This window comes from Acinetobacter sp. ANC_7634, from assembly GCF_056779875.1.
This window is the reverse complement of record NZ_JBWYIT010000012.1, coordinates 98,076-110,796: the sequence shown is the minus strand read 5'-3', so window position 1 is coordinate 110,796 and position 12,721 is coordinate 98,076. Positions and strand designations below refer to the sequence as shown.

The following is a 12,721-nucleotide window of genomic DNA, read 5'->3' as shown; positions in this document are numbered from 1 at the left end:
TTATTCAGCTAAATCCTTGTTTTTCAACAAGTTTTAATCAACATCACCGCCGATGGATGTGCATTCTACAGCATTCCTCCCCCAATGCAACCATGTTTTTTAAATATTTAAAAAAAATATGATTAACTGGATATTTATTGTTCAATTTACGTGATTTTTATGCTTTTGGAGCTATTTTTTAAGCGTGCATGGCACAATACTTGCAAAATTATCCATTAATTTTTCATCTTTATTAATTTCTTGCCACTTTAAACTACGGCAATCTATATATTCACAATACCCAGATTGTCCCACTTCTTGAATTCCATCAATCTGCACCTGATAACTAAAACTACCTACATAACCTGCGGCAAGACCAAATTTAAAATCTCCACGACTTTCACCTTTCACGATTATTTTTCTTTTTTTATTTTCAAATGACCATTCAAATACGCGCGCTAAATACATCTCATGTCCATTAGGGGTTTTTACTTTTGGGTATACACGATGGACTTTGAAATAAACATCATCAAACATTTCAGATGTCTGAGCTTTTAAATCTCTTAAATACATCCTTGATTGCACAATTTGATTTAAACCATTGCGTATATGAGCAAGAAGTAACTGTCTTTGGTCGATTAAGTTAATTATCTGATAGGTAAAAAAATGAAGCGGTAGATAAGGAATATTGATCGCTCTGGCAAATTCAAATGATCCTAACTGGTCAATTTTATATGTTTGTTCTTTATAGGTTACTGTTCCTTTGCATTGACACACTAATGACCAGTGATCAAATAAACCTAATTTTAGTTTGGTAAAGTGCGAAATAATTGGTTGAGTTTGAATATTCAGATCAACGGAAAGTTCATTGTCCTTTCTTATTAATTTGAAGTTTGGGATTGAGCCTTCTAGTTGTTCTCTTTGTCCAAATACAAATTTATTCTCTTTAATCTCGCAATCATTGATGATTGAATAACCATTAAAATGTCCAACCATATGTGGACTAATGCTCGTAATGAGTGAAACAGTATCCAAGGCTTTTGTTTTAATTGCATAATCATTACGCAGCATTGGAACATTCGGCTGTCCGATAATGGTTAAAAAATTAAAATAATGAAGTGGAGATGGTAATCCTGGAATCATCAATCCTTGATGGATAATTTTATAGATTCCTCGTGGACCGTGATAATCCAACCGAAGAGGAAAAGGAGCCTGATTCAGCTGTTTTGAATCGTCCGCTAAACTCATCAACAACTGCATATCAAACTCCTTTTTTATTTATCTTGTTTTTTCTCGAGCCAAAAATGTAGTGACGAAACCTGAAAGTGCATAAATAATCGAAAGCACTAAAATACCGACAGGAATATTGTACGTAATCGCAGCAAAGATAAACACAACAATAGGCAAGACTGCAAACGGCACACGTTTACGATCTACGGTTTTAAACGAATAGTATTTAATATTCGAAATCATCAGCAAGCCAACTGCAATAATAATGACTGCATTTATGGTCTGAATCATTGGATCAGATAGGACAAAAATTTCAGGGAAATCACGTCCCACCCAAACCAAAGAAATGATCATTACTGCGGCTAGAGGACTAGCTACACCAATAAAATAGCGTTTATCAACCACACCTATTTGCACATTGAAACGTGCCAATCGGAATGCAGCACAAGCAGTATAGACAAAACATGCAGCCAAACCGATTCGACCTAGATCATGGAGGCTCCAGCTATACATCAAAATTGCAGGCGCAACACCAAATGCCAACATATCTGATAATGAATCAAACTGCTCACCAAAAGGGCTTTGCGCTCCAATTGCTCGTGCGACCCGACCATCTAAACCATCAAATAAAGCAGCGATAAAAATGGCATAAATAGCTTGTGTGAATTCGCCATTCATACTTGCAATAATTGAGTAAAACCCTGACAACAATGCTGCAGTAGTAATCAGATTTGGCCACAGATAAATCCCACGACGCTTAACCTTTTGCCCTTCTTGCGTATGTTCCTCTTCTTCAACTTCGAAAGTAATACCATCAAAGCCCGGAACATTTCTTGGAGAAGATTCAGTTTCAGGTTTATTTATATTTGTCATTGTCATTCGTCCTAACTGTAGCCTTATCTCTCAATATTCTTATTCGCCGACCAACCAACGAACGGCAGCATGACCACCATTTTCACTCATTCTTAAGTGCGGGAAAAGCCATTGCAATGCTTCATCTGCATCTTCAGAAAACTTCCAAGGTGGATTAATCACCAATAAACCACAACCGTTTAATCCTACAGGTGTATCGTCTGGCCATACACATACTTCACAAACCAATTGACGGCGAATACCAGTCTTAATCATTTTCTTCTCAAAACGATCAATCATTGCGCGGTCTTTAATTGGGTACCAAATTGCAAATACGCCTGTAGGCCATTTCTTATATGCCGTAGCGATGAGTTCAACCAACTGCGGAAAATCCTTTCGCTCCACCTCATATGGTGGATCAATCATGACCAATCCACGTTTTTCTTTAGGAGGAATCACACCGAGCAAACCTTCATAAGCATCACGCTCATGCAAACCTGCACGACGATCACGCACATTCATATAAAGTTGCTGAAATACATCTCGTTGCATCTCAAAAATTGTTGCTTTATCTGTTTCGCGCATTCCTTCCAAAGCGAACCATGGCGAACCCGGATAAGCGCCTTTTCCGGCACCTGCACGCATATCTTCTACAACTTTAAGATATTGCTTAACACCTTCAGGGGCATTACGCTTAATTGAGTCATCGAGTTTAACTAAACGGTGAATACCATTTAAAAACTCTCCCGACTTCTGTGCTGCAGACGTTGATAAATCGTATTTACCTGCACCACCATGTGTATCAATGTAACGATACGGCTTATCTTTTTGATTAAGACGTGACAAAATCTGAAGCAACAATACATGCTTCATGACATCGGCAAAGTTTCCAGCATGGAAATGGTGACGGTAATTCATGTTTCAATTATTCCTAAGATCAACAATCATTTTAACATGAAAAAGTGTTTCATTCAGAATCGATTATTACTCTAAAATAGCTGACCTTTTTTTTATACAGTAAATAGCGAGATAAATATGGAAGCAGTTGTCATCCCAGGGGCTTGGAATGTTGATCAAATCCTTGATGATTTAGATCAACATGGCTTCAGTATCATCGATCATGCATACCCACCAAGCTATTTAAAAAACGTTGTAAATGAATGCCAAATCCATCTCGATGATTTTAGAAATGCAGCAATTCAAAATGGCATTGTCAGCACAATCCGCAGCGATCACATTTTGTGGTTAGATCCAAAACTATCAATTTCCCATCAACACATTAAAACCTTACATTTACTCTCTCAGGAATTAAATCGTGCATTTTATTTAGGCATTCAAGAAGTCGAAGCCCACTTCGCTTGTTATAATCCTGGTGATTTCTATGCTTTACATCGAGACAACCCTCAAGGCAAAAATGGTCGTGTGATTTCGACAGTTTTTTATCTGCATGAAGAATGGCATCAGCATTGGGGTGGTCAACTAAAGCTCCAAGATAAGAATAATCAGTGGCATATTATTGAACCCAAACCTAATCGCATCGCTCTATTTCAAAGCGATTTATTACATGAAGTTCTTGTTGCACACCACCAACGTCTTTCAATTACAGCTTGGTTAAGGACCGCACGAACTTTAATTTAGCGCTTTATTTTTTCGAAGTTGCCTCCATATAGGTTTTAAACCTGATGAGGACTCATCCATGCAATCAAATACCAAGCTAATTATTCAACGCATTGGTGAAACAGACCAACTTTACTTACAAAAAAATACGCCTGAGCTTGCCTTTGAACGTGCCGAATTGCGTTTAGAGCTGGTCAGTATGAGTAAGCTTCGTCAGGAACAAATTCATTTTCTTCAAGAAGCGATTGTTCTTCTTGAACAAGGTCGAGTAGATTTCGAAGAAATGCCAATGCGTTTGTATATTAATCTTACCCTGATGTTAGCTAGAGCCTACATGATGTATTTTGAGATTACTCAAGATGAAAAATTTGCGATCATCACTCAGCAAATTTTAAAATCATTAACATCGACCAATCATAGTGATGTTTATTTTAATCTGGCTTATGCTTGCGCTTCTCGTAAAGAGTCAGCACTTACACGCCATTGGCTAAATAAATATTTTAAAACTATTGATCATGATTTAGAGGTGATAAGAACTCACCCTGCTTTCAAACAATTTCATGACCAAGAGTGGTTTATCCAGTTAACCAAACCTAAGATGCATTAAAAAAAGCCCCATGAAAGGGGCTTTTTTAGGCCATTTTTAATTTATATGCATCCATATGTAACTGTTGATTAAGTTCATCTATCCATATTGCCCAATCATCATCTTGTACTAAATGACTAATTAAGAAGTCGCGCTGACCTTTATTCCAAAATGGTGCATCATGTAAATTTTGTTGAGCGGAAAGCTGATGTGTACGGATATAGAGTTCAATTGCAGCTGGACTATTTGCCAACCCCAATTGAGAAAACAATAACGCTAAGGAAGGTTTATGTTCCATCAAGAGACTCCCCTTATCAGATTTTAATAAAATTATTATTTAAATAACTTATAAGAAATCCATGAAAAAACCCAGCTTTTGGTCTGGGTTTATTGTTTCAATTTGTGATTATATTTTCATCACTTTGTATCGTTTGTGAGCTGCTCACTCAATTGGTCAATGACAATGGCCCATTCATTATCTTTTTTCCAATGACTAATAATAAAATCGCGTTGCGATGGATTCCAAAAATCAGCTTCATGCATCGGCGTATTGGGATCAAGCCGATGTGTTTGTATAAATTGATCAATCCCTTCAGGTGAGCTATCTAAGCCCAATTGCTCAAAAAGTAATTCTTGATTTACTTCCATATCCAACATGGATTGCTCCTTGAGTTTTCATGATTTTGTTCAAGATAACATGTCAATACACAGTTCTATGTAGAAGGATTTCTTAAGCATTGTTAAGTTTTGTGCATTAAAAAAGCACTCCATTCGGAGTGCTTTTTTAATTTAGTTGAAAACTAAATTATTTAACCATGTCAGCAATCGCTGCACGTTCTTCTTCTAACTCATTAAGCGTGAAGTTGATACGCTCACGGCTGAATTCGTCAATTTCAAGACCTTGAACGATTTTGTACTCGCCATTTTCACAAGTTACAGGGAAACCGAACATTACGCCTTCAGGGATACCGTAAGAACCATCAGAAGGAATACCCATAGTTACCCATTCGCCGTTTGTGCCAAGAGCCCAATCGCGCATATGGTCGATTGCAGCGTTTGCAGCAGAAGCAGCAGAAGAAAGACCACGCGCTTCGATGATCGCAGCACCACGCTTACCAACAGTTGGAAGGAATACGTCTTTATTCCATGCAGCATCGTTGATTTTGTCTTTTAAGCTTTCGCCGTTTACGTTAGCAAAACGGTAGTCAGCATACATTGTTGGAGAGTGGTTACCCCAAACTGTCATGTTTTTGATGTCAGAAACTGCAACACCTGCTTTTTGAGCAAGTTGAGTTAACGCACGGTTGTGGTCAAGACGTAACATTGCTGTGAAATTTTTCGCTGGAAGATCTGGAGCAGATTTCATTGCGATATAAGCATTCGTGTTAGCAGGGTTACCTACAACAAGAACTTTAACGTCACGGCTAGCAACTTCGTTAAGCGCTTGACCTTGACCGATGAAGATTTCACCGTTGACTTTAAGAAGGTCAGCACGTTCCATACCAGGACCACGTGGACGTGAACCAACAAGAAGCGCGTAGTCAGCATCTTTGAATGCAACTTTAGGATCATCAGTACCGATCATGCCAGCCAACAATGGGAAAGCACAGTCGTCAAGTTCCATCATCACGCCTTTAAGCGCTTGTTGAGCTTTCTCAACAGGAATTTCTAATAATTGAAGAATAACTGGTTGGTCTTTACCCAACATTTCACCGCTAGCGATACGGAATAAAAGGCTGTAACCAATTTGACCAGCAGCGCCAGTAACGGCAACGCGAACAGGTTGCTTCATGTAATTATCTCCAGTTGAGAGGATAGTCAATGCGATTAAATAGCTGTTCTATCTAATCTTAATAATCATAAACGGCGAAGATTGTACTCCAATACTTTGACAGATGCATTGAAAAGAGAATGAATTTCAACAAAAGTCTGATAGGAAATATAAATTAACTTCGCGGAAATAAATTAGTAGGCGCCCTCTATGTCAAATGTATTTGGGCAGGTCGAGACAATATCAGACGCACATGACTTGAATTGACCATTCGTGCGATAACAGATTTCAACCCCCGTTAACACCGGGCGACCATTTAAACTTTGGCATTGAAATTCAATACCTTGGCTGGGTAATTTTGGGTTGAGTTTGATGAATTGCGATCGTAATGTCGCGATAGAGACTGTTTTACGATCCACTCCTGTTAAGTAATCAGGAACTTTTAATTGGTCTGCATGATTAATAATGGTACGAAAATACTGACTGGCATTCATTGGAACGCAACCACCATAGTTGGCCCACAGCCTAATTCTAGCCTGCTCATCAGGCATCACCCTAGCAACAACCCTCTTCTGTAGCGGTGCCAAGGTGGCAGATGAACTCGTTTGGCAATCATGACGACTGGTTTCTGGGATAAGACCCTTTATCGTAAGTGAATATCCTTCTAGGCATTTACGGTGTTTCGCTTTTGTTCGATCTAATGCACAAATGGCAGGTGTCATCTGTACTTGAAGCACATATCCTTGTAAACCTTTCCCTGATGCCATCACATCTGCTGAACACAACAAAGCCCCTACGCTCAAACTACTGAGGAGGTAAGTGTGTTGACGACTAAACAGCAGTTTTGTGTGATTCATCAAAGCTCACAAAAATAGTTGAAATGCTATTGCGTATTTCTTACTGGAATAGGCGGCATACGACTTTCGATCGCTTGCGGCCCCTGTCCAAGCAAAACACCATAATGAGCAGCATTGGTCATAACTTTCTTCACATAGTCACGTGTTTCATGAAGTGGTATTGACTCTGTGTATTGATCCGCCGCAATGCTTTTAAACTCTGGTTGCCAACGACGTGCTCTAGTCAGCCCTGCATTATAGCCAGCCGTAGCTAGAACTGGACTGTTACTCAGCATACCTTGAATCATTGACAGGTAATATGTCCCATAACGAATATTGGTATTCGGATCTGATAATGCAGCAGGATTATACGTTTCACCCATTTTTCGTGCCACATCTTTTGCTGTAGCAGGCATAATTTGCATCAATCCACCAGCACCTACATGTGAACGGGCCGTGGTTACAAAGCGACTTTCTTGACGCATTAAACCATAAGCCCACGAAGGATCAATCCCTGCATTTTTACTATGCGTCACCACTAGATTTTGATGTGGTGTCGCATAACGATATGCATAGTTATGACGTTTAAGTGTTCTTTCCGCCGCATAAATAGCACGGTCATACCACCCCATTTCTGTGGCACGTTTTGCCGCAGCCAGTAATAGACCATCATCTTGCTTAAGATAAGCTTGGCGGACAGCCCAATTCCATTCACGGTTTGTGTAAGTTGCTGAAGCATTGATATTGCGTAATGCAAAAGCACGTCTAAAGTGAATATCTTGATCTAAACGTTGAATATCCTGTGCGCTTGGTTGTGCTCGATCATGTGCTTCATTATAACGAATACCTAAATGATCTTTTGCCAACAGATTGTGATAATCATCGCCAGCGGCAGCTAATCGTTGATAAATACTTTTTGCAGCTTGCTTGGAAGCTTGATCTTTGCGATTTTCATACGCTCTCGCCATCCAATATTGCCAGCGATCTTCTTGTTTTTGCGTAACGCTCATACTATCTATGGCGCGCAACACACTTTCCCACTCACCAAAACGAATCGCTTGACGCGCGTAAATTTCAGCCTCTTCTGGTGTAAAAGGCACGCCATAACTGTAATCAAAGTTCTTCAGCACTTCAGGATTAAAATTATTTTTCATCACTGTCGTGCCTCCAATATACGCCACCGTGCGGTACATATACTTTTGAACATCTGCAGGAACACCTTGCACGACACGAGGAAGATTTTGAAGCGCCGTGTTCAAGTCAGCATCTGCAGCACGACCTAAAGCAAACACCAAATAAGCATAATCTACTGTTGTTCCTTTGGTCGCAGACCATAAATAATTCAAAGGATCTGCCTGAATTTGATTTAATTGTGCTAATGACAAGTTTAAACCCAGAGTTTGTGCTGTTGCGATCGCTGGACCGGACTGGCCCGCTCTAAGTTGCGCAAACAAGCGCTGTTGACGATCAGTGGTGGTGAGTAAGGGACTACTTAGCATTAAGCGACCTAAACCATTACACGATTCTGGCTGCGACTCTGTTGTAAGCCAGACATCTTTGTATTCCGCGTACACCAATGTATCGCCATTTTTTGCTCGTACTTGCGCAACCGCACAGCTTTCAGCTTGGTCAGGATTGGTGACATAAGGTAAAACAGGTTGAGCTGTCTTGAAATCCGCTTGTTTTACCTTTTCTTCGACATAATCAGCAGCTAATTTTTCAGCCATTGCAGATTGAGGATAGCGCTGTGCAAAGCTGATAATATTCGTTGCGGGTTGGAAGCCTAAATTATTATTCAACATCCAATATTCTGGATAATATCCAAGCGCATCATTTTGCATTGCAGAACGATAATATTCGAGCTGAGCTGTATTACCCGAGTTCGCAAATTTAATCGCCTCATTAAATTGCTCTTCAGCCGCATGAGCAACGGGCAAACAACCTAGTGTTATCAGCCCCATTAAATATTGTTTTAACTGTTTTTGCTTCACTGCTTTTTTTAACACGCTTCTCTTCTCAACTTTAACTCGTCGCTACATTTGGACATGCTTTTTTGCATGATCAACTCTTTTGCAGCGCTTGGCAATTTTAAAATGTATTTTAAATACTCTAATGATCAAGTACTGTTCTGTTATGTAAAGCGCTGATTAACCACTATTATTTTAAAGTATTTTTACTGTAAATCCATAAACTTGATCTGATTTATATATTTGTTCAACCCGTAGTACAAATACTGTAAAATAGCTCGCTTTTATCGAGTGTGGGATTCCCCCATACTTCACCGGAACATATTTATCCCTTTTTATAGGATAGGAGCCTTCATGACGGTTCAAACCTTCATTCCGAATAGTGCCCCAGCTGCCTCAGAAAACACTGTTACCCAGCCACAGCACACCCCAGCCATCGATGGTGCAGTCAAAAAACTGTATATCGAAACGCAAGGGTGTCAGATGAATGAGTATGACAGTCATCGTATGGCCGACTTGCTAGGTGATTCACACGGTTATGTATTAACAACAGACCCTGCTGATGCAGATATTCTTTTAATGAATACCTGTTCAATTCGTGAAAAAGCGCAAGAAAAAGTATTTTCAGAATTAGGTCGCTGGCGCAAGCTGAAAGAAAAAAATCCTGATTTGGTGATTGGTGTAGGTGGATGTGTTGCATCTCAAGAAGGTGACAATATCCAAAAACGTGCACCTTATGTCGACATGGTATTTGGTCCACAAACACTTCACCGTTTGCCACAAATGCTTGATCAGCATACGGATCAAATTGAAAAGCCGAAAAAAGAGAAAATCAAACTGGTAGACATCTCATTTCCAGATATCGAAAAGTTCGACTTCTTACCTGAACCTCGCGTTGAAGGTTATAAAGCTTTCGTATCGATTATGGAAGGCTGTTCAAAATACTGTTCATTCTGCGTGGTGCCATACACTCGTGGTGAGGAAGTCTCTCGTCCCCTAGATGATGTACTTGCTGAAATTGCTGGTCTTGCGGAAAAGGGCGTACGTGAGGTTTCTTTACTCGGTCAAAACGTAAATGGTTACCGCGGAGAAACATTCGAAGGTGAAATCTGTACGTTTGCTGATCTTCTTCGTCTAGTGGCGGAAATTCCAGGCATTGGTCGTATTCGCTATACGACATCTCATCCATTAGAATTCAATGATGACCTTATCCAATGCTATCGTGACCTACCACAGATGGTTTCTCACCTTCATTTACCAGTTCAAAGTGGTTCAAATGATGTATTGAAGGCGATGAAGCGTAACCACACGATTGACGTTTATATCGATAAGATTGCTAAATTACGCCAGGTACGCCCTGATATGCATTTGTCTTCAGACTTTATTATTGGCTTCCCTGGTGAAACTGATGCTAACTTTGAAGAGACATATCAATTTATTCAAGACTTAGATTTTGATCATTCTTATAGTTTCATCTACTCGAAACGTCCTGGTACACCAGCATCAGAGCTGGAAGATTTAACACCTGAAGATGTTAAAAAAGAGCGCTTGGCTAAAGTTCAACAATGGATTAAGCAGTCAAGTATCCAAAAAACTGATGCTATGCTTGGTACTGTCCAACGTGTGCTAATTGAGAGCGTTTCAAAGCACGATCCAAACTTATTGGTAGGAACCGCAGACAATACACGTTTAGTAACATTTATTGGTGATGCCTCTTGGCTTGGACGCTTTGCAGAGATTGAGATTACAGAGATTAAAACCTTGAATTTAGTTTACGGTGAACTCTTGAATCTTGAACCTGACGTGGCGTAATGTAGAGGTATAGATTAATAGACTCTAAAGGAAATCTCTTGACTGCAGCGATTCGACGTACAGTGGCTTTTCCCGGTGTTTCAATGGACCGTTTACAAACCATGCTTGGCGCGTACAACGGTCATATGAAACAAATTGAACAACGTTTAGATGTAAAAATCAGTCAGCGTGGTGATAGTTTTTTTATTGACGGTGGAATTGATGAAGTCGAGAGAGTTGAAAGCTTACTTCAGCGCTTATACGCCGAAGCTGAAGTTTCTCAACAAATCAGCTCTGATTTGATTCATTTAATGATTCAAGGCAGCCAGACTGATCATGAATTACAATTGGATCCTAATCAAGAACACACAGGACTTGACGAAGTCTGGCTCCAAACTCGCAAGGGCCGCATTAATCCGCGGGGGGCCAACCAAAAACGCTATGTACAACGTATTCTTCAAAGTGATATTTCTTTCGGGATTGGTCCAGCGGGTACAGGTAAGACCTATTTGGCTGTAGCTGCTGCCGTTGATATGCTTGAACGCAATGAAATTCAACGTATTCTTTTAGTTCGCCCTGCTGTGGAAGCTGGTGAAAAACTTGGCTTCTTGCCAGGTGACTTATCACAAAAAATTGATCCTTATTTACGCCCGCTCTATGATGCCTTGTATGAAATGCTTGGCTTTGAAAAAGTGGCAAAATTAATTGAGCGTCAAATTATTGAAGTAGCGCCACTTGCATATATGCGTGGTCGTACACTCAATCACTCCTTTGTCATTTTAGATGAAGCTCAAAATACAACGCCAGAACAGATGAAAATGTTCTTAACTCGTCTTGGTTTTGGTTCGCGTGCAGTCATTACAGGTGACATTACCCAAGTAGATTTACCACGTGGACAACAGTCTGGTTTGGCACATTCATTACGTGTGCTTGAAAAGATTAAAGAAATCCATATCACACGTTTTCACTCACGTGATGTTGTAAGACATCAGCTTGTACAAAAAATTGTAGAAGCATACGAAGGTTGGGACAGTGAACAACATCGTTTAACTGCTGAAGCACGTGCGGAACGTAAAGCGCGTCAAGAAGCACTCATATCAGAAAATGATTCTGCTGCTGATGCTCAGCATCAAGATGCAGAGTAATTTAAATCTAATCACGCTCAAGGCAAGATTTTGAAACTCAGTCTCTCATTACAACAATCGTTTGAAGCATCAAACTTGGTGCTCAAACGTGCGTATGTTAAAAAAATTATTGAAACCACCCTTCGTCATATTGATACACAAAGCGATTGTGAAATTGGAATAGCTTGCGTAGATGTCGAAGAAAGTCACAAACTTAACCTTGAATATCGTGGTAAAGATAAGCCAACCAATGTTTTATCTTTTCCAAGCGACTTACCAGATGAAATGGCTGAAATTTTAGACAGTTTCCCTATCGGAGATCTGGTGATTTGTATTCCCGTTGTGCTTCGAGAAGCAGAAGAACAATTTAAAGCACCATTAACACATTTCACTCATATGTTGGTTCACGGTACTTTACATCTGATGGGCTATGATCATGAAACTTCTGAACAAGATGCTGAGGAAATGGAAGCAATTGAGATTGAGATTTTACAAAAACTAGGTTTTGAAAACCCTTACTTGCTTTTGGATGACGAATAACACTCCTCAATGACTTCGGTCTATGCTTCCCGTTATTCGGGAAGCAAATTAAAATAATAAATGAGTATTCAAAAATGAACTTCGTTGTCATCTTCAAAGCTAAAATAAAAAATATTGATGATGAATATGTAATATTGGCTAGCCAAATGCGGCATAAAGCGATGCATGATTACAATTGTACAAAGTTTGAAAGCTATCAAGAGAAGGATAATGAAGTCAGTCTTTCTTATTGGAGTCGGTTAGAAGATATTCAAGCTTGGCATCAAGACACCCAACATCTTTATGCCCAACAAAAAGGTCGCCTATCATGGTATGACACGTATTCGATTGAGGTCTGTCAGATTCAGCGCGCTTATCAATCTGAGTAAATCGAGTTGATCTTTATATTGATGACATATTTTAGACAAATGAGTTAAATATTGAGCAAG

Annotated in this window: 14 protein-coding genes; 6 read left to right on the top strand and 8 right to left on the bottom strand. The window is 39.6% G+C overall.

The features are described 5' to 3' along the window. Nucleotides 1-171: 171 nt before the first annotated feature. Genes AC1M9A_RS12565 through AC1M9A_RS12555 form a run of 3 tightly spaced genes read right to left on the bottom strand, consistent with a single transcriptional unit; the run spans nt 172 to nt 2,979 of the window. Nucleotides 172-1,239: a DUF6670 family protein gene (locus AC1M9A_RS12565; RefSeq protein WP_481590849.1), complete on the bottom strand. Its 1,068-nt coding sequence runs from the start codon at nt 1,237-1,239 to the stop codon at nt 172-174. Between the two features lie 18 nt (nt 1,240-1,257). Continuing rightward, the gene (gene pssA / locus AC1M9A_RS12560; protein ID WP_481586809.1) at nt 1,258-2,082 is read right to left on the bottom strand and encodes a CDP-diacylglycerol--serine O-phosphatidyltransferase; all 825 of its coding nucleotides are present in this window, start codon (nt 2,080-2,082) and stop codon (nt 1,258-1,260) included. 39 nt (nt 2,083-2,121) lie between these two features. Further along, nucleotides 2,122-2,979 (bottom strand): 23S rRNA (adenine(2030)-N(6))-methyltransferase RlmJ, encoded by an 858-nt coding sequence (locus tag AC1M9A_RS12555; protein WP_092768034.1) that lies wholly within the window; start codon nt 2,977-2,979, stop codon nt 2,122-2,124. 117 nt (nt 2,980-3,096) lie between these two features. On the opposite strand from AC1M9A_RS12555, the gene AC1M9A_RS12550 reads away from it, so the two are divergent. Together AC1M9A_RS12550 and AC1M9A_RS12545 are read left to right on the top strand one after the other, a co-directional pair. Next, the gene (locus AC1M9A_RS12550) at nt 3,097-3,699 is read left to right on the top strand and encodes a 2OG-Fe(II) oxygenase (RefSeq protein WP_481590847.1); all 603 of its coding nucleotides are present in this window, start codon (nt 3,097-3,099) and stop codon (nt 3,697-3,699) included. A gap of 58 nt (nt 3,700-3,757) precedes the next feature. Continuing rightward, nucleotides 3,758-4,285: a hypothetical protein gene (locus AC1M9A_RS12545; protein ID WP_035269895.1), complete on the top strand. Its 528-nt coding sequence runs from the start codon at nt 3,758-3,760 to the stop codon at nt 4,283-4,285. Nucleotides 4,286-4,310: 25 nt separating this feature from the next. On the opposite strand, the gene AC1M9A_RS12540 is transcribed toward AC1M9A_RS12545, so the two are convergent. The 5 genes from AC1M9A_RS12540 to AC1M9A_RS12520 form a co-directional block, all read right to left on the bottom strand. Then, nucleotides 4,311-4,562, bottom strand: coding sequence for a DUF2789 family protein (locus tag AC1M9A_RS12540; RefSeq protein ID WP_035269894.1), 252 nt, complete (start codon nt 4,560-4,562; stop codon nt 4,311-4,313). Between the two features lie 119 nt (nt 4,563-4,681). Beyond that, a complete protein-coding gene (locus AC1M9A_RS12535; RefSeq protein ID WP_179999322.1) occupies nt 4,682-4,921 on the bottom strand; it encodes a DUF2789 family protein in 240 nt (79 codons plus the stop codon). A 148-nt stretch (nt 4,922-5,069) separates the two neighbouring features. Next, the gene (locus AC1M9A_RS12530; RefSeq protein WP_035269892.1) at nt 5,070-6,056 is read right to left on the bottom strand and encodes a malate dehydrogenase; all 987 of its coding nucleotides are present in this window, start codon (nt 6,054-6,056) and stop codon (nt 5,070-5,072) included. A 173-nt stretch (nt 6,057-6,229) separates the two neighbouring features. After that, a complete protein-coding gene (locus AC1M9A_RS12525) occupies nt 6,230-6,892 on the bottom strand; it encodes a ribonuclease T2 family protein (RefSeq protein WP_481608172.1) in 663 nt (220 codons plus the stop codon). Nucleotides 6,893-6,918: 26 nt separating this feature from the next. Then, complete coding sequence (locus tag AC1M9A_RS12520; RefSeq protein WP_481608178.1) at nt 6,919-8,832, bottom strand: lytic transglycosylase domain-containing protein; 1,914 nt, start codon at nt 8,830-8,832, stop codon at nt 6,919-6,921. A gap of 360 nt (nt 8,833-9,192) precedes the next feature. Between AC1M9A_RS12520 and miaB the strand changes: the two genes are divergently transcribed. The 4 genes from miaB (at nt 9,193) to AC1M9A_RS12500 (ending at nt 12,661) form a co-directional block, all read left to right on the top strand. Then, nucleotides 9,193-10,650, top strand: a complete 1,458-nt coding sequence (gene miaB, locus AC1M9A_RS12515) for a tRNA (N6-isopentenyl adenosine(37)-C2)-methylthiotransferase MiaB (RefSeq protein ID WP_179999317.1) — start codon at nt 9,193-9,195, stop codon at nt 10,648-10,650. A 38-nt stretch (nt 10,651-10,688) separates the two neighbouring features. Continuing rightward, on the top strand, nt 10,689-11,774 hold the full coding sequence (locus AC1M9A_RS12510) for a PhoH family protein (RefSeq protein WP_092768044.1): 1,086 nt from the start codon (nt 10,689-10,691) through the stop codon (nt 11,772-11,774). Between the two features lie 30 nt (nt 11,775-11,804). Then, a complete protein-coding gene (gene ybeY / locus AC1M9A_RS12505; protein ID WP_481592023.1) occupies nt 11,805-12,293 on the top strand; it encodes an rRNA maturation RNase YbeY in 489 nt (162 codons plus the stop codon). A gap of 74 nt (nt 12,294-12,367) precedes the next feature. Further along, nucleotides 12,368-12,661: an antibiotic biosynthesis monooxygenase family protein gene (locus tag AC1M9A_RS12500; RefSeq protein ID WP_481596488.1), complete on the top strand. Its 294-nt coding sequence runs from the start codon at nt 12,368-12,370 to the stop codon at nt 12,659-12,661. Nucleotides 12,662-12,721: the final 60 nt, after the last annotated feature.

Bases quoted from the DNA above. Each gene is read 5' to 3' on its own strand.
- AC1M9A_RS12565 (WP_481590849.1), bottom strand. From the start codon at position 1,239: ATGCAGTTGTTGATGAGTTTAGCGGACGATTCAAAACAGCTGAATCAG.
- pssA (WP_481586809.1), bottom strand. From the start codon at position 2,082: ATGACAAATATAAATAAACCTGAAACTGAATCTTCTCCAAGAAATGTT.
- AC1M9A_RS12555 (WP_092768034.1), bottom strand. From the start codon at position 2,979: ATGAATTACCGTCACCATTTCCATGCTGGAAACTTTGCCGATGTCATG.
- AC1M9A_RS12550 (WP_481590847.1), top strand. From the start codon at position 3,097: ATGGAAGCAGTTGTCATCCCAGGGGCTTGGAATGTTGATCAAATCCTT.
- AC1M9A_RS12545 (WP_035269895.1), top strand. From the start codon at position 3,758: ATGCAATCAAATACCAAGCTAATTATTCAACGCATTGGTGAAACAGAC.
- AC1M9A_RS12540 (WP_035269894.1), bottom strand. From the start codon at position 4,562: ATGGAACATAAACCTTCCTTAGCGTTATTGTTTTCTCAATTGGGGTTG.
- AC1M9A_RS12535 (WP_179999322.1), bottom strand. From the start codon at position 4,921: ATGTTGGATATGGAAGTAAATCAAGAATTACTTTTTGAGCAATTGGGC.
- AC1M9A_RS12530 (WP_035269892.1), bottom strand. From the start codon at position 6,056: ATGAAGCAACCTGTTCGCGTTGCCGTTACTGGCGCTGCTGGTCAAATT.
- AC1M9A_RS12525 (WP_481608172.1), bottom strand. From the start codon at position 6,892: ATGAATCACACAAAACTGCTGTTTAGTCGTCAACACACTTACCTCCTC.
- AC1M9A_RS12520 (WP_481608178.1), bottom strand. From the start codon at position 8,832: ATGGGGCTGATAACACTAGGTTGTTTGCCCGTTGCTCATGCGGCTGAA.
- miaB (WP_179999317.1), top strand. From the start codon at position 9,193: ATGACGGTTCAAACCTTCATTCCGAATAGTGCCCCAGCTGCCTCAGAA.
- AC1M9A_RS12500 (WP_481596488.1), top strand. From the start codon at position 12,368: ATGAACTTCGTTGTCATCTTCAAAGCTAAAATAAAAAATATTGATGAT.